General features: G+C 36.4%; 19 protein-coding genes and 1 tRNA gene. 11 read left to right on the top strand and 9 right to left on the bottom strand.

The features are described from left to right. Positions 1–9: 9 nt before the first annotated feature. A complete protein-coding gene (locus tag ACQWU4_RS05660) occupies positions 10–951 on the bottom strand; it encodes an alpha/beta hydrolase (protein ID WP_429934801.1) in 942 nt (313 codons plus the stop codon). Between the two features lie 141 nt (positions 952–1,092). Here ACQWU4_RS05660 and ACQWU4_RS05665 point away from each other — a divergent pair, with 141 nt between their 5' ends. From ACQWU4_RS05665 to ACQWU4_RS05695, 7 genes are all read left to right on the top strand, one after another. Further along, complete coding sequence (locus tag ACQWU4_RS05665; protein ID WP_429934802.1) at positions 1,093–1,470, top strand: winged helix-turn-helix transcriptional regulator; 378 nt, start codon at positions 1,093–1,095, stop codon at positions 1,468–1,470. A 136-nt stretch (positions 1,471–1,606) separates the two neighbouring features. After that, a tRNA-Phe gene (locus tag ACQWU4_RS05670) sits at positions 1,607–1,679 on the top strand. Positions 1,680–1,870: 191 nt separating this feature from the next. Continuing rightward, positions 1,871–2,455, top strand: a complete 585-nt coding sequence (locus tag ACQWU4_RS05675; RefSeq protein ID WP_429934803.1) for a Crp/Fnr family transcriptional regulator — start codon at positions 1,871–1,873, stop codon at positions 2,453–2,455. Positions 2,456–2,520: 65 nt separating this feature from the next. Continuing rightward, on the top strand, positions 2,521–3,216 hold the full coding sequence (locus ACQWU4_RS05680; protein WP_429934804.1) for an alpha/beta hydrolase: 696 nt from the start codon (positions 2,521–2,523) through the stop codon (positions 3,214–3,216). A 170-nt stretch (positions 3,217–3,386) separates the two neighbouring features. Next, the gene (locus ACQWU4_RS05685) at positions 3,387–4,562 is read left to right on the top strand and encodes a thioredoxin family protein (RefSeq protein ID WP_429934805.1); all 1,176 of its coding nucleotides are present in this window, start codon (positions 3,387–3,389) and stop codon (positions 4,560–4,562) included. Beyond that, complete coding sequence (locus ACQWU4_RS05690; protein ID WP_429934806.1) at positions 4,563–5,186, top strand: DUF3575 domain-containing protein; 624 nt, start codon at positions 4,563–4,565, stop codon at positions 5,184–5,186. Positions 5,187–5,190: 4 nt separating this feature from the next. Further along, positions 5,191–5,397: a hypothetical protein gene (locus tag ACQWU4_RS05695; protein WP_040998643.1), complete on the top strand. Its 207-nt coding sequence runs from the start codon at positions 5,191–5,193 to the stop codon at positions 5,395–5,397. A gap of 99 nt (positions 5,398–5,496) precedes the next feature. Here the strand turns inward: ACQWU4_RS05695 and ACQWU4_RS05700 are convergent, their stop codons facing one another. Next, entirely contained in the window at positions 5,497–6,693 is a 1,197-nt protein-coding gene (locus ACQWU4_RS05700) for an exo-beta-N-acetylmuramidase NamZ family protein (protein ID WP_429934807.1), read from the bottom strand. A gap of 4 nt (positions 6,694–6,697) precedes the next feature. Here ACQWU4_RS05700 and ACQWU4_RS05705 point away from each other — a divergent pair, with 4 nt between their 5' ends. Together ACQWU4_RS05705 and ACQWU4_RS05710 are read left to right on the top strand one after the other, a co-directional pair. Then, positions 6,698–7,927: an ABC transporter permease gene (locus ACQWU4_RS05705; protein WP_429934808.1), complete on the top strand. Its 1,230-nt coding sequence runs from the start codon at positions 6,698–6,700 to the stop codon at positions 7,925–7,927. Positions 7,928–8,069: 142 nt separating this feature from the next. Further along, entirely contained in the window at positions 8,070–9,053 is a 984-nt protein-coding gene (locus ACQWU4_RS05710) for a PLP-dependent cysteine synthase family protein (RefSeq protein ID WP_429934809.1), read from the top strand. Positions 9,054–9,115: 62 nt separating this feature from the next. Here the strand turns inward: ACQWU4_RS05710 and ACQWU4_RS05715 are convergent, their stop codons facing one another. Genes ACQWU4_RS05715 through ACQWU4_RS05725 form a run of 3 tightly spaced genes read right to left on the bottom strand, consistent with a single transcriptional unit; the run spans position 9,116 to position 10,909 of the window. Continuing rightward, on the bottom strand, positions 9,116–9,643 hold the full coding sequence (locus tag ACQWU4_RS05715) for a hypothetical protein (RefSeq protein WP_429934810.1): 528 nt from the start codon (positions 9,641–9,643) through the stop codon (positions 9,116–9,118). Between the two features lie 45 nt (positions 9,644–9,688). Then, the gene (locus ACQWU4_RS05720; RefSeq protein WP_429934811.1) at positions 9,689–9,991 is read right to left on the bottom strand and encodes a chaperone modulator CbpM; all 303 of its coding nucleotides are present in this window, start codon (positions 9,989–9,991) and stop codon (positions 9,689–9,691) included. Between the two features lie 3 nt (positions 9,992–9,994). Continuing rightward, complete coding sequence (locus ACQWU4_RS05725) at positions 9,995–10,909, bottom strand: DnaJ C-terminal domain-containing protein (protein WP_429934812.1); 915 nt, start codon at positions 10,907–10,909, stop codon at positions 9,995–9,997. 93 nt (positions 10,910–11,002) lie between these two features. Here ACQWU4_RS05725 and ACQWU4_RS05730 point away from each other — a divergent pair, with 93 nt between their 5' ends. After that, positions 11,003–12,202: a dicarboxylate/amino acid:cation symporter gene (locus ACQWU4_RS05730; protein ID WP_429934813.1), complete on the top strand. Its 1,200-nt coding sequence runs from the start codon at positions 11,003–11,005 to the stop codon at positions 12,200–12,202. An 11-nt stretch (positions 12,203–12,213) separates the two neighbouring features. Here the strand turns inward: ACQWU4_RS05730 and ACQWU4_RS05735 are convergent, their stop codons facing one another. Beyond that, positions 12,214–12,597, bottom strand: a complete 384-nt coding sequence (locus tag ACQWU4_RS05735; RefSeq protein ID WP_429934814.1) for a DUF779 domain-containing protein — start codon at positions 12,595–12,597, stop codon at positions 12,214–12,216. 254 nt (positions 12,598–12,851) lie between these two features. Beyond that, positions 12,852–14,381, bottom strand: a complete 1,530-nt coding sequence (locus ACQWU4_RS05740; RefSeq protein ID WP_429934815.1) for an aldehyde dehydrogenase family protein — start codon at positions 14,379–14,381, stop codon at positions 12,852–12,854. Between the two features lie 176 nt (positions 14,382–14,557). Here ACQWU4_RS05740 and ACQWU4_RS05745 point away from each other — a divergent pair, with 176 nt between their 5' ends. Further along, positions 14,558–15,484: a helix-turn-helix domain-containing protein gene (locus tag ACQWU4_RS05745; protein ID WP_429934816.1), complete on the top strand. Its 927-nt coding sequence runs from the start codon at positions 14,558–14,560 to the stop codon at positions 15,482–15,484. A 45-nt stretch (positions 15,485–15,529) separates the two neighbouring features. Here the strand turns inward: ACQWU4_RS05745 and ACQWU4_RS05750 are convergent, their stop codons facing one another. Together ACQWU4_RS05750 and ACQWU4_RS05755 are read right to left on the bottom strand one after the other, a co-directional pair. Then, entirely contained in the window at positions 15,530–16,564 is a 1,035-nt protein-coding gene (locus tag ACQWU4_RS05750) for a hypothetical protein (RefSeq protein WP_429934817.1), read from the bottom strand. A gap of 121 nt (positions 16,565–16,685) precedes the next feature. Next, positions 16,686–18,014: a hydroxymethylglutaryl-CoA synthase family protein gene (locus tag ACQWU4_RS05755; protein WP_429934818.1), complete on the bottom strand. Its 1,329-nt coding sequence runs from the start codon at positions 18,012–18,014 to the stop codon at positions 16,686–16,688. Positions 18,015–18,033: the final 19 nt, after the last annotated feature.

The raw sequence follows: 18,033 nt of genomic DNA on the forward strand, positions 1-18,033 counted from the left end.
TTTATACAATTAAAACATACGGCTGTAAAGAAATTCCTTATATCTGTCATTCAAAGGAGAATCAAACAGATCAAATACATGCACCGCTCCCGGAATCACCCACAACTCGGTTTTGACACCTGCCTGATACAAAAGCTGGGAAAATGCTATATTTTCATCTCTTAAAGGATCCAACTCGCAAGCTATTATTGTTGTTCTCGGGAGATCGGAAAAATTATCGTAATGAATAAGATCTGCATATTTTATACTCTTATCCTTATTATCATTTCCCAAAAAATGACACCAGGCGATTTCTGCATATTTTTTATTCCATAAAGGAGCATCGGTAAATTCATTCATGGAATGAGTATCAAGCTTATTATGGATAACAGGATATAATAAAAACTGATGTTTTATATTTCTGATTCCTTTATCATTCGCCATTTGGGTAACTGCTGCTGCTAAATGCCCGCCTGCGCTTGCTCCGAACACGGCAACACTATCCGTATCAATTCCCAACTGTTCCGCCCCATGTTCAATCGTCCACAGCAGTGAATCAAATCCATCCAATACGGGAATGGGAAACTTATACTGCGGAGACAGTCTGTAATCAACCGAAATTATTGTTGCATTAAGATTTTCTGCTATTTCAAACATCTGCTTATCTACCTGCTCCGGAAGACCAAAAACATATCCTCCTCCATGAAAATAAATGATTGTTCTGTTTTTATCAAATTCTTTCGGCTGATAAATATGAAGTCTTATCGGATGTTCATCAGAAGAGCTTTTAATCAAAATATCTTTCACCATAATGTTATCCGGCCCTTTAAAAGGATTATCCTTTGCCAACATTTCTTTTTCTTTCTGAATGATCCCGGGGTTATTAAGAAATTCATCTTCATTGATTTCCAGTGAAAATGGAAAATTATCTATACTCTTTTTAAGGTCTTTGTCTATTCTGTTAAAATCCATTGTATTTGTGTATTTTTTATTGACGGACTATAAGTTTTTCATCATCTCCCTCAACAGTCTTTTTTATTTTGTAAATTTATATGATGAATATCGTGCCTCCAAACACTCAATAAATTGTGCGGAACGAACAAAAATGTAAGTATGAGTATTAAAGAGACCTCAACGAATAACGAGAATAAAAAGAAATTAGAACAAAGCTGCTCAGAAATATATGCTGTAAATCTTATCAGCGGCAGATGGATACTTTCTATCTGCTATTGCCTGAAACAAGGAAAAATGAGATTTTCCGAACTGAAAAACAGAATTCCCAATATCACTGAAAGAATGCTCACCATGCAGCTGAAAAAAATGGAAGAAGAGCAGTTGATTTCAAAGAAAATGTATGCAGAAGTTCCCCTCAGGGCAGAATATGAATTAACAGAAATAGGTATAAAATTGATCCCGGTTCTGGATGAACTGGAAATATGGGGCAAAGAGCATAAAGAATTAAAAAATGACCCATCAACAAAACAATATTGATTTTCAAACAGATATACTCTCATTTGGAAATCCATGAATACGCCTTTTTAGAATACCATTCATATTTATTACAAAAAATTTGCACAGTATTCTAAAAAGATCTATTTTTGCACCCACGTTAAACAACGAAACAATTGGTTTCTTAGCTCAGTTGGTAGAGCAATGGATTGAAAATCCATGTGTCCCTGGTTCGATTCCTGGAGAAACCACAAACCGCCTTACTAAAGGCGGTTTTTTATTTTTCAGTAAATAATTACTTTCATTCCAATCTTAATTTTTTTGTTTTCCTTTTCTGCATTTATTTTTTTCTCATTTTCATCAGTTTTTGATAAATTTAGTCTTTGATATCCTTCTTTTGAAATACTCAAGAATACCTCTAAGATCATTATAATCTACAACTATGAAAAACATCCGTGATGAATATTCCAAATATGGGCCACTTTTCCTGGTAGACGAAGAACACTATGAAGAGTTTTGCAGTCACCTTCACGAAACAGTTTATAAGAAATCAGATTTTTTCCTGAAAGAAGGTGAAGAATGCCAGTACTTAGGTTTTCTCAAAACAGGGTTCATGAGAACATTCTATATTAATGAAGGTGGTGAGGATGTCAACTTCAATTTTCATTTCGATAATTATTTTTTTACCGATTATGAAAGCATTCTCTGCCATACCAGATCAAAAATGAATATTAAAGCAGTTAAAGATTCAGAAGTTCTGCTGCTTCATAAGGATGATCTTCAGAAACTTTATAAAAAAGATGCCTATTGGCAGGAATTCGGAAGAAAAATGACGGAAGTTATTTATCTGAATGCAAAAAAGAGAATTGAAGAATTATTGTACTATTCTCCTGAAAGACGGTATAACAATCTATTGACAGAAAATCCCAGGATCTTTCAATTGGTTGCCCAAAAACATATTGCAAGTTATCTGGGAGTGAAACCACAATCATTAAGCAGAATCAGGAACAGAACTTTAAAACGTTAACTAAAGTGAACTTTTTTCAGAAAACATCATCTTAAATTTGTATTACAAAATGTAAAAATAAGAATATGGAAAACAAAAATGTTACAATTATCTTAGTTCACGGAGCCTGGGGAGACGGATCTCACTGGAGACACGTTATTGAAAACCTTCACAGTGAAGGCTATACTGTACGAAGCGTTCAGAATCCTTTGACTTCAATGGATGATGATATACAGAAAACAAAAGATCTTATTGACTTACAGGAAGGAAAAGTTCTGTTGGTAGGGCATTCTTATGGAGGCGCAGTCATTTCCGGAGCCGGAAACCATGATAAAGTAGTGGGATTGGTTTATATTGCTGCTTTTGCACCGGATAAGGGAGAAAGCTTAGGGAGTATCTTTAGCCGTAGAGAACAGCCTGCAGGTGGAGCTAACATTGTTCCGGATTCAAAAGGGTTTTTATGGATAAAATATGATAAATTCCATGAAAGTTTTGCACAGGATCTGAACCCTGAAGATTCAGTAGTAATGTCTTTATCTCAAAAACCGATTCACGGAAGTATTTTCGCCACTGAAGCCGGAGAACCTGCATGGAAAATAAAACCAAGCTGGTATCAGGTTTCTGATAATGACAGAATGATTCCTCCTGCAACAGAAAAGGAAATGGCAGAAAGAATGAATCCGAGGAAGATTATCCATCTGGATGCAAGCCATGCCTCATTGGCTACTCATCCAAGCGAAATCACAGATCTGATCAAAGAAGCTGTAGAAGCTGTTTCTTAGTAAATCAGAAGTTTTAAAAGTAATAAAAAATAGTAAACAGGTTTCGGCCTGTTTATTTTATTTAATAAAAATGTGTAGTCTTAAAATTCGTTAATATAAGGCTTCAAATCCCAAATTCATCGTCTATTTTTTGGAAAATACCTATCTTCGCCTACAAATCTTATTTGAAAATGAAGAAGATCATCTCCGGAGTATTTGTTTTCTGCTCTGTTATTATATTGGCTCAGGAGGCCCTGCAGTTTCAGGAACTACCTTTTAAAGATATCATTGCAAAGGCAAAAAAAGAAAAAAAACTTGTTTTCATTGATGCCTATGCTTCCTGGTGCGGACCATGTAAGATGATGGAGAAAAACGTATTTACTCAAAAGTCTGTCGGAGATTATTTCAATACTAATTTCGTGAATGCCAGATTTGATATGGAGAAAGGAGAAGGAAGGGAAATTGCTGCCAGATATGGAGTGCGTTCCTACCCTACTTATCTTTTTCTGAATGGGGAGGGTGAACTTGTTTCCCAGAATTCGGGTTATATGGAGGAAAGCATGTTCGTAACTATGGCTCAGGATGTAAATTCCTCAGGCAATAAAAAAGGGTCTTTAAAAGAGCGTTTTGCCAATGGAGAAAAAGATCCGGGATTCCTTATCAATGTAATGAAGCTGAATTCTTCTTCAGATTACGATTTTGCCAAAAAAGCGTCCGAACGATATTTTGAAAACAAAAAGAAAACAGAAGAACTTTCTAAAGAAGACATAGGCCTTCTTTTATTTTTCGTAAAGTCAACAGAAGACAAAAACTACAATACATTTACTTCAAGAAAAGCTGACATCATTAAATATCTGCCTGAAGAAACTTATAACGAGTTTGACAGCCAGCTGAAACTTTCTAAAATCGTAGAGCAATCTATTGATGATAAGAATAAAAGAATCAATGATGAATATTTCATGAAAACGGCTGAACCGCTGGTAGGAAAACAGCTTGCACAATCCAAACTGAATCAGACAAAGCTAAGTTATTACGAGCAGAATGCTAATTTTCCTGAATTTGAAAAAGCAGCTCTGGAATATTATAAAAATTCAGATGCATTTGAACCTAATGAACTGTTGAGAGCAGCATGGGTATTCAGTGATCATATCAAAAACCCTGCGTCATTAAAAAAAGCCTCAGAATGGGCCGAGAAATCTGTAATGCGCAGTGAAACACCGGAAAACACTTATATTCTTGCAAAACTTTACTTCCTGACCGGGAATAAGGAAATGGCCAAAAATTATGCAGAGATGTCAAAAAATATGGCCGTTCAAGCCAACAAAGACTCCAAACTCGCAGAAGAATTATTGAAACAAATAAAATAAATGCTAAAACACAAATTACTTACCACATCAATTGCTCTTCTATCTGCAGCAATGCTGACAGCTCAGGAACAAGAACAGGAAAAAAGTTTATACATAAAAGGAAATGCGCTTCTGGCCCCGATCGGGCTCATCAATATTGGTCTTGAAAAACAGATTAATCAGAAGATTACCATGCAGGGAGATGTTCTTATATCTCCATGGAAATCTTTTGCAGGGCACGAATTTCAGTATTACTCCGCTTCTGTTGAAGGAAGATATTATTTTAATGAAGCATTCAGTCATTGGTATGTAGGAGCTAATGTAGGTGTAGCATCATTTGTTCTGCAGAAATGGAATTATTGGAAGAGTATTCCTTATACAAATGCTCAAAATGAGGTATTTGTCAAATCTAATTTATATCAGAAAGGATTTTCATTCTTAGTCGGTATTACCGGTGGATACCAATTTAAAGTATCTGATCGATGGAATATTGATGTATATGCAACAGTTGGATCATCTACAGATTTCTACAAAGGATATGACCGTACTACCGGCAAGCGATATGAGTCAGCACAAAAATATAATAAAAGTGGAGAAATCCTTCCTTACAGAGGAGGTGTAATGATTTCTTATAAATTAAAATAACAGCATGAAACTGTTCGGAAAAAATCATATTATCATTTCAGTAATCACATTTGTGATTCTTTTTCTAATGAATTATATAGGGAATGATCTACCCGACAAACTGGAAAGAGCTTTAATGACAGCTTTTGCCGGAGTAATTGGCTTATCACTTGGGCTTTTTATTCTTAACAAGGGTAAAAATGATAATAAACCTCCGCAGAATTTTGACTAAATAGTGAAATCAGTCTTGCCAGTCAGTTTTAATTTACGGGAATGTACAATTAATTGACTGGCAAAGCCAATTCATTATTAATCATCAGCCTCCAACAAATCAATCTTTGTAAACGACATATTTGGTACGGATCTTTTCAAATTTCTCAAGATCGCTTTTCCATGAAGCTTTAATTTCTTGGGCTGATTTTCCGGCTATGATCTGTTTTCTTAATTCATCAGTTCCGGCCAGTTTATCAAAGAACAAATTCTCAAGGAAGAAGCCCTGCTTTGGATTTTTATAGCTTTTATAAGATTTAACCAACCAATCAAGATTCAGCTCTCTAAGATCTTTCGAATAAGAGGAAAGATCTTCACCGTAGCAAAGTTTTCCGTTCAGGAAAGGATCTTTTGCTCCAAAATTAGGCTTTGGGGTAAACTGATAAGGAAATCCCGGTGTCCAAGGCGATCCATAGATTTGGAACGGCAGATCGGTACCTCTTCCCACCGAAACCTGCGTGCCTTCAAAAAAGCATAAACTTGGATATAAGTTTATAGATTTATCATTAGGTAAATTCGGAGAAGGCTTATCTAAGATTGAGTAACGCTGTTTTTTGTGATAGTTTTTCATAGGAATCAGGGTATACTTTGCCTGAACTCCCTCTTTCAACCACTTTTCACCATTCACCATTTTACCATACTCTCCTATTGTTAATCCGTATACGACAGGAACTTCATGCATTCCTACAAAACTTGACCATTTTTTCTTTAAAACAGGTCCGTCTGTATAACCATCATGTGGATTTGGGCGATCAAGCACCATTATTTCTACATTATTTTCGGCTCCCGCTTCCATTAAATAGGCTAAAGTTGAAATATAGGTATAGAATCTTACGCCAACATCCTGAATATCAAAAATTACAATATCAAGTCCCTTCAATTGTTCCGGTTTTGGCTTCTTATTGTTTCCGTATAAAGAAATAATTGGAATCCCGGTTTTGGTATCGACACCGTTTTTTACTTTCTCGCCGGCATCTGCATCACCTCTGAAACCGTGCTCAGGAGCAAAAATCGTTTTGATCTTAATATTGTTTTTCACTAAAAAATCTACCACATAGTTTTTATCACTCATCAAACCGGTTTGATTGGTTACTATTCCTATCGTTTTATTCTTCAGCAAAGGCAGATAAAGTTCAGGCTGGTCTGCCCCGGTTTTGAAATCCGGTTGAACTTGAACCTGAGAATAATATTGGTTGAATACTCCTAAAAAAATTAGGCAAATAAGAAGTAAATTTTTAATTTTGAAATCTAAATTCATAAGCTTGAAATTTCCTTTATATTTCTCTAGAAAAATAGCGTTTTCCAAAGATAACAAAAATAACCTTTCAAGAGTTATCATCTTCATCGGCAGGCTTTCTGTAGCTTTGGGGATCATTGTTTCTTTGATTACTGTATCTACAGGCTTCGGTTCCAAGAAAGCCATTAAAGAGAGACTGGCAGATTTCAGCGGACATATTACCGTACGGTCTACAAGATCCAATTCGTCTTACAACACCTCTGTTCTTGACAATCAGGGACTGGATATCCAAAGGATTAAAAAGCTGCCGGACGTGGAAAGTGTTCAGAAATATGCAACCGTGACAGGAATTATGCGTAATGAACACAATTTTTCAGGCATTATATTTAAAGGAATCGGGAAAGATTTTGACAGTCTGAGGTTTAAGAAATTCCTTGTTGCCGGTACCACTCCAAAAGTGACAGAAAATGGCTTTAACAATGATGTAACTATTTCGCAGAAGGTTGCAAATGATCTTCACCTGAAAGTTAATGACAGTATTGTTACTGTATTTTCAAAGGCAGACCAGAAACCGATATACCGTAAATTCAGGATTATAGGAATTTACAAAACCGATATTAAAATGATTGATGAGCAATTCGTAATCGGCGGAATCAATCATGTAAGAAAAATTCTGGAAATGAAACCTGACGAAATCGGCGGTCTTGATATATTCTTTAAAAATGTAAATGATATTGATAAGGATTTTCCTGAAATTGAAAAACTGATCGGATATAAAAACTATGCGGAAAAAGCTACAGAGAAATTCCCACAGATCAATGACTGGATCAGTATTTTTGACACGAATATAGCCCTGATTATCATCATTATGCTGATTGTAGTTGTCATTAATATCATTATGGTTCTCTTAATTCTGATCATCGAAAGAACCAATTCTATCGGACTTTTAAAAACACTGGGAGCCAGCAATTCACAGATAAGAGCTACTTTCATCAACTATACTTTGATTATTATGATCCCGGGGCTTTTGTACGGAAATGCAATTGGGCTCGGTTTGATCCTCATTCAAAAATTCTTTGGTATTATTAAGCTAAATCCTGAGAATTATTATGTAAGTACAGTTCCGGTAGACCTTAATCCTGTTGCCATTATTTCCATTTCAGTGGGAATTCTGATCATTTCAGGACTTGCTTTGATTATTCCAAGTTACCTGATCAGTAAAATATCCCCGGTGAAGGCTATTAAATATAATTAAGATCAATGGTCGGTTATAAATAATCTTTTTTTTGAAGAAAATAAATTCACCGTTTATCATTCTCGATTCATTTTTATAAATCAATTTTAAATTACGCAGCTAATTTTTAAAGCCTTATCTTTGCACCGCTTATAAAACATTTATGAAATACGCAAAAAATATTCTTGAAACGATAGGAAATACCCCTCTTGTAAAACTTAACAAAGTATTGGGTGAAGATTTTCCAGCATTAGTTTTAGCAAAAGTGGAGACATTCAATCCCGGAAACTCCGTAAAGGACAGAATGGCTCTTAAAATGATAGAAGACGCCGAAAAAGACGGCAGATTAAAACCCGGAGGGACCATCATTGAAGGAACTTCAGGAAACACAGGAATGGGTCTGGCTCTTGCAGCGATCATCAAAGGCTACAAATGTATTTTTGTAACCAATTCCAAGCAGTCAAAAGAAAAATGTGATATTCTTCGTGCTGTGGGAGCAGAAGTTATTGTCTGCCCTACTGATGTGAAGCCGACCGATCCACGTTCTTATTATTCAGTTTCTAAAAGACTGGCTAAGGAAACAGAAAACGGATGGTATGTAAACCAATATGACAACTTATCCAACAGGGCTGCTCATTACGAATCTACGGCTCCTGAGATCTGGGAACAGACGGAAGGTAATCTTACGCATTTTGTAGTAGGTGCCGGAACAGGAGGTACCATTACTGGTTGCGGAACGTTCTTCAAGGAAAAAAATCCAAACATCAAAGTAATCGGTGTTGACACTTACGGTTCTATTCTGAAAGAATTCCATGAGACGGGAGAACTTCATTATGACCATGCCTATACTTATATCACAGAAGGAATCGGGGAAGATATTATACCGGAAAATTACGATATGTCTGTGATTGATCATTTTGAAAAAGTAACGGATAAAGACGGTGCAATTTATGCAAGAAAACTGGCTAAAGAGGAAGGGATTTTCTGTGGTTATTCTGCCGGAAGTGCTATTGCTTCTTTAATTCAGATGAAAGATCAGTTTACAAAAGATGATGTAATTGTTGTTCTTCTTCACGACCACGGTTCAAGATATGTAGGAAAGATCTACAATGACGAGTGGATGAAGGAAATGGGCTGGTTAGATTAATCAAAAACGAAGGTAAATACCTTTTCTTATAAATAAAAATCAGAGCTCTTGCTCTGATTTTTTTATTCCTTGATATTTTTCTTTATGGCTTGTTTAAGACTATCATAATCTGCCTTGCTCATTGATTTACTGGGGAACATATAATTAAATTTACCTTCCAGAGATATAAATTTATCATTGATTTCAAAACTGTTAAATTCTCCCCAATGGCTGGATTCTTCATCTTCATCTATATTCACATTGAAAAAATCATTATTAAAATTGATCTGATATAATTTACGGCTTTCAAGTGATTTCAAATACTTTTCAACTTCTTTTTTCCATTTAGAAACTTTGTTGATACTTAGCGAAAGATAAACCGTACACAATAGAAATAAAAAGCTAACAAAATATAAGATTCCAAATTTTTCTTTGCTTAAATCGCCTTTAAAACAAAACAGAATCAATAAAATGAGTCCTATAACTGCTGTAGTAACTGTTTTCCCTTTGGTAGTAGGTGAAAAGAATAAGCTTGTCTGATTGCCGCTGAAATAAATTTCTTCGAAATCCTTTCTGTTTACATGTAATCTGATGTTTTTTTCTCCATTCATTTCTTAGAAAATATTTAATTCGTTTTTTAAGATTACAAAACTAAATCAAATATCTTCATATTGATCATTTATTGCAGAAAGTTTATTCATTAAATCCCGGTTTTCTTTCTTTAAATCCTTTATTCTCCGAAGCATATCATCAATGACCTCCAGACCGGGAAGATTAATTTCCAGATCATAATGCCAGTTGGTAAATCTCTCAAAAACAGGCAGATCTTCATACAGTAAATACCTGATCTCATTTTCTGTTTCTACGTTCAATAACCCTACTTCCACCAGTTCATCAAAAAAAGTGATTTCTATATTGTATATTTTTACGAGTTCTTCGCGTGATATTCTCTCACTCATAGCTTAGGAATTTTTAAGTTGTTCAAAAAGTTCTTTCTGCTTATCCGTTAGATTGACGGGTAGCTTTACCTCATAGGTCACAAAAAGATCTCCGGATTGTCCTTCTTTCTTGTACACCGGGAAACCTTTTCCTTTCAGCCTTACCGTTGTGCCGTTCTGTGTTTCCGGTTTTACTTTAAGGTTAACACTTCCGTCCATTGTATTCACTTTTACATCTCCGCCCAAAACAGCAGTATACAGATCTATTGTAACTTTAGTTTTCAGATCATCCCCCATTCTTTCGAAATCAGGATCAACAGGAATAGTGAATGTGATATACAAATCCCCGTTCGGACCACCATTAAAACCAGGATTCCCATGACCTTTCAGCTTGATCTGCTGGCCATCATATATACCTGCCGGAATTGTAATTCTTACTTTTTTACCATTGATCTCAAAAGTCTGAGGATGAGTCTGTGCTGCATCTTTTAACTTTAAATTCAACTCAGCATGAACATCCTGTCCTTTGAATTTCCCTGAAGAACTTCCCCTTGAACTTTTCCCGAAGCCTCCACCGGCACCGCCGAACATACTCTGGAAAAAATCTGAAAAATCTTCCCCTTCGCCGAAATCAGCACCGGAAAATCCGCCACTGTCATAATTCTGTTGCTGATACTGTCTTTGCTGTTGCTGCGCTTTTTCGTATTCCTCACCATGTTTCCAGTTCTCTCCATACTTATCATATTTGGAACGGTTTTCAGGGTTGCTGAGAACTTCATTAGCCTCATTAAGTTCTTTGAATTTTCGTTCCGCTTCTTTGTCGTCGGGATTAAGATCAGGATGAAGCTTTCTCGCCAGTTTACGGTAGGCTTTTTTGATGTCATCCTGTGTTGCGCTTTTATCTACGCCTAAAATTTTATAGTAATCTATATAAGCCATAGAAACGATATTTACTCAAATTTATGAAATTTAAGCCTGAAAATTATATAACAGAATGTTAAAAATAAGCCTATCTTTGATAAAAAGCGTTGAATGAAAGAGGTACTGAAAAACTACTCAGGAATTATACTTTTACTCTTAGGAATTGTTGCAGGAAGCATCATCGGTATTGCTGCTCCAGGTATTGTGGAATATATTAAACCGCTGGGAGATATATTCCTTAACCTTCTTTTTGTGAGTGTGGTTCCATTAGTATTTTTTGCAGTATCCAATTCTATTGCCTCTTTAGAACAGCAGTCTAAATTTGGCAGAATCATTCTGGTAATGGCTTTTACTTTTCTGTTTTTTATTCTGACAGCTGCTGTTTTCACGATCTGTGCAGTGTATCTGTTTCCGGTTTCAGGAGTTTCCGGCAGCTCGGAAATCGTTTCTGAAGCAGCTAACGAAGACAACTGGGGCAACAGGATTGTCAGCTTCTTTACGGTTGGAGAATTCACTCAGCTTTTTTCAAGGCAAAATATGCTGGCTCTTCTTATTTTCGCTTTCATGACCGGATTTGCAGCCCGAAAATCTGGGGAAAAAGGATTACCGTTCAGGGTTTTTATTTCTTCGGGATATGAAGTAATGAAAGAACTGCTCTTATTGATTATGAAGCTCGCTCCTATAGGTCTTGGGGCTTATTTTGCCTACCAGGTAGCTACTTTGGGACCTCAACTTTTTGGCTTTTATGCGAAACCTCTGGGACTTTATTATATTGCAGGGATCATTTACTTTTTTGTATTCTTTTCCCTTTATGCATTTATGGCAAACGGACAAAAAGGTATCAAAAGCTTCTGGACCAATGCCGTATATCCTACTCTAACGGCTTTAAGTACCTGCAGCAGCTTTGCCACCATGCCGGCAAACCTTCAGGCTGCCTCTAAGATCGGTATTCCGAATTCAATAGCCAATCTTGTTATCCCAATTGGAACTACTTTGCATAAAAACGGTTCTTCCATGTCTTCAATCATTAAAATATATGTTGCTTTCCTGATTATCGGAAGAGATTTTTTTGATCCTTCCAATTTGCTTCTAGCGCTAGGAATCACAGTTTTTGTCAGTATTGTTGCCGGCGGTATTCCAAACGGCGGATATATCGGGGAAATGCTGATGATCTCAGTGTATAAACTACCTCAGGAAGCCATTCCGGCAGTGATGATTATCGGAACTCTGGTAGATCCTTTGGCCACTGTTCTGAATGCTGTGGGAGATATTGTCGCGGCTATGTTTGTAAACCGGTTTGTGAAGGTCTGATTATATTTCTCTTACTCGCTGCGTTTTACAGGTTCCAGGTTTTCATATTCTTCAGGGGTAAAAAGTTTATAATGTACTTTAAACGTTTTTCCCAAAGGTGTTTCCAGAGAAAAACCTCCCGGCCCGAATCCATCTGTAACATCTAATGTAAAATGTGAATATTTCCAGTATTCAAAAAGATCACGGTCTATCCAAAACTCATGACCATTTATGGTTCCTATCATAGCGTCATTCATTCTTGGAAAGAACCCTCCTTTCTCAAAGCATTGTGGCTGAGTCCCTTCACAGCATCCTCCTGCCTGGTAAAACATCAGGGCACCATACTTATCTTCAAGTTCAAAAATAACCTCAAGTGCTTTTTCTGTGGCAGATAATCTTGATATTTTTGTTTCCATTTTTTTATTTGTTTAGTTAGGTTTGGAAGTACCAAATTTGCTTTATTAAGATTAAAAGCCCGGCAAATAATCCGCCAGGCTCATTCATTAATCTATCATAATCTAATTTGAGTCGTTCAACCTTTCTCTGTTTTATCAAATCATTGAATCTTTTAAATATTGACTCCCGTCTGAAAATTCCTGACAGGTGAAACAGCCCGACCGATTTGCCCCGGCTTCGCCGGGGCAAACGGGCACGCCCTAATATTTAAAAATTAAAAGAAACCTAATTTGTTTTTATTATAGGAGATCAGCATATTTTTAGTCTGACGGTAATGATCCAACATCATTTTATGATTTTCCCTCCCGATTCCAGACTGTTTATATCCACCGAAAGGAGCCCCTGCCGGATAGGAATGATACTGATTCACCCAAACTCTTCCCGCCTGAATCTGGCGTGGAACATTATACAGCTGATGAGCATCTCTCGTCCATACTCCTGCCCCAAGACCATAAATAGTATCGTTGGCAATCTTTACAGCCTCTTCTTCATCTTTGAAGGTTGTGAAAGCCAGTACCGGACCGAAAATCTCTTCCTGGAAGATTCTCATTCTGTTATTTCCTTTGAAAATAGTTGGCTGAATATAGAATCCTTCTTCTAAATTTTCTCCCACATTGTTTACATCTCCCCCCACAAGAACCTCAGCGCCTTCTTCTTTCCCTAACTGAATATAAGACAGTATTTTATCTTTCTGGATCTGGGAAGCCTGAGCGCCCATCATTACGGTTTTGTCAAGCGGGTTTCCTACTTTGATAGCCTTTACCCTTTCAATCACTTTGGCGATAAATGCATCTGCAATATTTTCCTGTACCAAAAGCCTTGAAGGACATGTACAGATCTCACCCTGGTTGAGGGCAAAAAGGACCGCTCCTTCAATTGCTTTATCCAAAAATTCATCGTCTGCATCCATTACAGAACTGAAGAAAACATTTGGTGATTTTCCACCAAGCTCAAGAGTTACAGGAATAATATTTTCTGTCGCATACTGCATCACAAGACGGCCTGTAGCTGTAGAACCTGTGAAGGCAGCTTTGGATACTTTTGGATTGGTTACTAAAGCTCTTCCCAGTTCCGCTCCGAAACCATTCACAATATTAATAACACCGGCTGGTAAAAGATCACCAATGATTTCCATTAAAACCATGATGGAGACCGGAGTACTTTCCGCTGGTTTCAATACCACACAGTTTCCCGCCGCAAGAGCCGGAGCTAATTTCCAGACAGCCATCAATATCGGAAAATTCCAGGGGATAATCTGGGCGATTACTCCCAATGGCTCGTGAACGATCAAAGATACGGTGTCTTTATCCAGCTCATTATGAGAGCCTTCTTCTGCACGTACCACAGACGCAAAATACCTGAAATGGTCTATGGCAAGAGGTAAATCCGCAGCCAGTGTTTCTCTTACTGCCTTTCCATTATCAATAGTTTCTACAATAGCAAGGTATTCAAGATTTTTCTCTATCCTGTCTGCAATTTTGTTTAGTATGATACTTCTCTCTGTGGATGAAGTATTTTTCCAGGTTTGAAATGCCTTGTCTGCCGCATTTACAGCCAGCTCCAGATCTTCTTTGGAAGAATGGGCTACCTGAGTAAAATTTTTACCGTTCACCGGGGAAACTACATTGAAATACTGTCCGTTTACCGGAGGTGTAAATTTACCGTCAATGTAATTATCATATTTATTTTTGAATTCAGGCCACTGGAAAGCAGTCTCTGATTTCGGTTCGGTCATAGTGCTCATATTAATATCGTTTATTTTAGTAATACCAAATTACATTTACAGATGAAAATGGGATAGCACAATCGTATAAAAAAACTTCAAAATAGTGCAGACATTTAATTTTATAATTTTATTAACAACAGTGAGAGCCTAAAATTTATATATTTGATTGGTTGGGTTTTATAAAATGTTTAGAAATGAATAACAATAATAAATTTTTATTAAATACACCTGAATTAAAGAAGGAAAGCCAGTTATTGAACCTTGTTGAAAACCAGACAAAATTCAATCTAAACAACTGTGAATTTAGTATTTACGAAACTCATAAAGCAGCTTTTGGGGTTAAACTTCATTTTGAAAATATTGCTTTTACAGCTATGCTGAGAGGCAAAAAACATATGAAGCTGGATAATAAAACAAACTATTTCGATTATTTTCCGGGTGAAAGCGTTCTGGTTGCCCCGGGTGAAACTATGGTCATTGATTTTCCTGAAGCAGACCAAACCCCTACTCAATGCATTTCTTTAAGCCTGAATCCTGAGTTTATAGAGGATTCGCTTAATTATTTAAATTACAACCTGCCCAAAGTAGATGAAACCTCACAGTGGAATATCCAGCTGGATGAGTTTTTTCTTTTCAATAATAAGTCTTTAACATCTGCTACCAACAATATCATGAGGATTGCAATGGACGACAATTCCCAAAAGGATATCATGGCGGATTTTGCACTGAAAGAACTGCTGATCCGGCTTATGCAGACCCAGGCCAGAAGCATGGTTGAAAAAAATATTGCTAAAAATAAGTCAAGAATAGGTTTTGCAGTGGATTATATTAAGAAAAACCTTCATCAGAAGCTTTCTATCGACAGCATTGCAAAACTGGCTTATGTGAGCAAGTCCAATTTTTTTAAGATGTTCAAGGATGAGTTGGGGACATCTCCTAATGATTTTATCCTTCAGGAAAGAATCAACAGGGCAAAAGAACTGCTTGCCGGGCAAAACAGCATTAAGGAAACAGCCTATCAGACAGGATTCTCAGATACCAATTATTTTACGAGGGTATTTAAACAGTTGGTGGGTGTTACACCGAAAAGTTATCAAAATGGTAAAATATTTTTCGAATAAATAAAAAAGAGCAGAATAATCTGCTCTTCTATTTTTTTAAAAAAATTATTTCTTTTCTGAAAGAATCTGTCGCAACTTCTTTTCCAAATTATCAATTTTTTCGGATTGAGATTTCAGAGTTTTATTTTCTTCCTGAAGGTTTTTGATCTGCTTATTCTGCTCTATAGAATATAGGGTAAGTTCTTCGATTTTTTGTAAAAGTTTGATTTGAAATTCTCCAATATTCACTCCTTCTCTGTCCATCATTTTTGCAGAAGCAATTTCCGGCAAATGTTTATTTTCTTTAATAAACTTTTCAACATTTTCCAATTTTGGCAGATTATATTCATTTTCAAATACAAAGTCTGCAGTTGGTGTCTGGGTTACTTTTATTTCTTTTGCTTCTAATTTACCATGTAATAGAGCATTTCCATTTTCTCCATTTATAATAAGTCCTTTCTCCCAGTCCCAATCATTATTCGCTATATTTTTTGGGGAAAGATGTATTGTTTTCCTACCATCATCAGGAGTATGGAAAATCCAGGAATTTGCCCCACCACTTATAATATCCTGAAATTGAGCATTCCCGACAACATCCAATTTATATTGAGGATTCTCAGTACCAATTCCCACATTCCCATTAGGTGTAAATCTCACTTTTTCATTGCCATTAAACCTGAATCCAAGCCCAATAATATTATCTGATCCCCCTCTAATGATACCCATATCTGCATGGCTATTATACCATGTAAACATAAGAGAAGAAACCAATGTATCAATAGGATTTAGTGTTGTAGACGGCTGAAAGAATCTAATTGCCTTTTCTTCGTTTCCAAAATTCACATCGAATTTAGTTGTAGGGGTTGATGTTCCAATTCCAACGTTCCCGTTTTCTAATAATTGAAGACCTACTCCTGTAGAAGTACGGAGTCTTATCCCACCATACCAATTAATATCTAATCCAGCAGAGCCAAACACAGGATAACTACCTAAATAAAAATTTGCAGGATCTCCATAACTATATAATTTACTAAATGGGATATCTTGGGAGAACAGTAGTCCACAAATAGTCAGACCAAGAGCTGATAATGTTTTTTTCATGAAATATGTGTTTAAAATTGTTTAGTATTTTTATAAAGCCAAAATACCTCAATAAAAGCGAACAAATTTAATTATTTTTCCCAGAATATCAGCATAGTTATCACCATATAAAGATAAATTTTCAATTCTTGTAATGATAATATCTTGCTCCTTTCAAAACAGGATTTTCAGACTCTACTGAGGTAAGCCCAAAACCTTTATAATTTGTATTTACAGAATCCTGAAGCTGTTTTCTATGCAGCATTTCATACGTTTCAAAATCAATGGCTGTTCGATTCTTTAAGTTTTCAAATAAGTTCCATTTTGAAACTGCTGTTTTCCAGTTTACTGATACTTTACCTGCAAAAACTTTAGATTTGGATCCGCTTCCATATCCTAAAAAGCCTATTTCACTTCCTGCCAGCTCTTTACCTTCATTAAAAGCAACCTGTAAAGCAGAAAGAAATGCCATAAAAATAGAAGCCGTATACATATTTCCTATTTCTGAAGAAGCTCTTTGTGATGTTTCAATTTTTTCACTGATAAAATTCAGATAATCATCAGACTTTGCAACAGCTTTCTGCTCATCCGGCGTTCCGTAAGTGAGTCCGTTTTCAAGGCTGTAGATCTCCGTGAATACTCTTTTACCGTGGAATGCATACGGAAGATGGAAAATAAGATACTTCCAGGTCTCATAAGGCTTATTTTTTCCTGTAATTTCTTTATAATGCTGGTAAGCTTCCCTGATCCTGTCCTGATAACACTGATTGGAATACTGCCCGTCAAAAACCGGCTCATCCGTAAAGATCTCAATTTTATCCGGGAAGGTTTCCGGTGCTGAATTTAAATCTTCCTTATTATAGTTTCTTCTTGGTTTAAAAAAGTCGAAAACGCTTTCAGTAGCTATACCCCAGCTATTTTCAATTTCCAGAAGATCTGGTTTTGATGAAACCAATAGAGCAACCGCACCTCCTCCCTGCGTGTATTCTCCGGAAGAAGCTAGTTCATATTTGGCATAATCGCTGGCAATAATTACGGCTTTTTTGTCTGGATTTATTCTTACAAAATCAAGAGAATTATGAAGGGCATCTACTGCTCCGATGCAGGCGAAAGTCATATCTACCACATCACAGTTTTTGAAGCATCTTGCGCCAAACTGTTCCTCCAATACTGTTTCTACCATCTGCATTGCATAGGAAGCGGTAGGTTTTGCTGCATCCAGAGCACTTTCTGTTCCTAAATAAATCCTGGCTATATCTTTTGGGTTAAGATTATGATCTTTGATCAGTTTTAATAAAGCTTCTGCAGCAAATGTAGCCGCATCTTCATGAACATCAGGAAATCCCATTTTAAGCAGTCCCAATCCTTTTTCCAGTTTTGCGGGTTCAATCCCTCTTTTCTCCGCCAAATCTTTGATCTCTAAATACAAAGACGGCACATAATAGCCCGCAGCCTCAATTCCAAAAGTCATTCTATTTTAAATTTTTATA

The sequence above is a fragment of the Chryseobacterium sp. MIQD13 genome (assembly GCF_050496705.1).
In the GTDB taxonomy this organism is placed as follows: domain Bacteria; phylum Bacteroidota; class Bacteroidia; order Flavobacteriales; family Weeksellaceae; genus Chryseobacterium.

What these genes read in the sequence shown, in the direction of transcription:
- ACQWU4_RS05660 (WP_429934801.1), bottom strand. Translation starts at nt 951, where the DNA reads ATGGATTTTAACAGAATAGACAAAGACCTTAAAAAGAGTATAGATAAT.
- ACQWU4_RS05665 (WP_429934802.1), top strand. Translation starts at nt 1,093, where the DNA reads ATGAGTATTAAAGAGACCTCAACGAATAACGAGAATAAAAAGAAATTA.
- ACQWU4_RS05675 (WP_429934803.1), top strand. Translation starts at nt 1,871, where the DNA reads ATGAAAAACATCCGTGATGAATATTCCAAATATGGGCCACTTTTCCTG.
- ACQWU4_RS05680 (WP_429934804.1), top strand. Translation starts at nt 2,521, where the DNA reads ATGGAAAACAAAAATGTTACAATTATCTTAGTTCACGGAGCCTGGGGA.
- ACQWU4_RS05685 (WP_429934805.1), top strand. Translation starts at nt 3,387, where the DNA reads ATGAAGAAGATCATCTCCGGAGTATTTGTTTTCTGCTCTGTTATTATA.
- ACQWU4_RS05690 (WP_429934806.1), top strand. Translation starts at nt 4,563, where the DNA reads ATGCTAAAACACAAATTACTTACCACATCAATTGCTCTTCTATCTGCA.
- ACQWU4_RS05695 (WP_040998643.1), top strand. Translation starts at nt 5,191, where the DNA reads ATGAAACTGTTCGGAAAAAATCATATTATCATTTCAGTAATCACATTT.
- ACQWU4_RS05700 (WP_429934807.1), bottom strand. Translation starts at nt 6,693, where the DNA reads ATGAATTTAGATTTCAAAATTAAAAATTTACTTCTTATTTGCCTAATT.
- ACQWU4_RS05710 (WP_429934809.1), top strand. Translation starts at nt 8,070, where the DNA reads ATGAAATACGCAAAAAATATTCTTGAAACGATAGGAAATACCCCTCTT.
- ACQWU4_RS05715 (WP_429934810.1), bottom strand. Translation starts at nt 9,643, where the DNA reads ATGAATGGAGAAAAAAACATCAGATTACATGTAAACAGAAAGGATTTC.
- ACQWU4_RS05720 (WP_429934811.1), bottom strand. Translation starts at nt 9,991, where the DNA reads ATGAGTGAGAGAATATCACGCGAAGAACTCGTAAAAATATACAATATA.
- ACQWU4_RS05725 (WP_429934812.1), bottom strand. Translation starts at nt 10,909, where the DNA reads ATGGCTTATATAGATTACTATAAAATTTTAGGCGTAGATAAAAGCGCA.
- ACQWU4_RS05730 (WP_429934813.1), top strand. Translation starts at nt 11,003, where the DNA reads ATGAAAGAGGTACTGAAAAACTACTCAGGAATTATACTTTTACTCTTA.
- ACQWU4_RS05735 (WP_429934814.1), bottom strand. Translation starts at nt 12,597, where the DNA reads ATGGAAACAAAAATATCAAGATTATCTGCCACAGAAAAAGCACTTGAG.
- ACQWU4_RS05740 (WP_429934815.1), bottom strand. Translation starts at nt 14,381, where the DNA reads ATGAGCACTATGACCGAACCGAAATCAGAGACTGCTTTCCAGTGGCCT.
- ACQWU4_RS05745 (WP_429934816.1), top strand. Translation starts at nt 14,558, where the DNA reads ATGAATAACAATAATAAATTTTTATTAAATACACCTGAATTAAAGAAG.
- ACQWU4_RS05750 (WP_429934817.1), bottom strand. Translation starts at nt 16,564, where the DNA reads ATGAAAAAAACATTATCAGCTCTTGGTCTGACTATTTGTGGACTACTG.
- ACQWU4_RS05755 (WP_429934818.1), bottom strand. Translation starts at nt 18,014, where the DNA reads ATGACTTTTGGAATTGAGGCTGCGGGCTATTATGTGCCGTCTTTGTAT.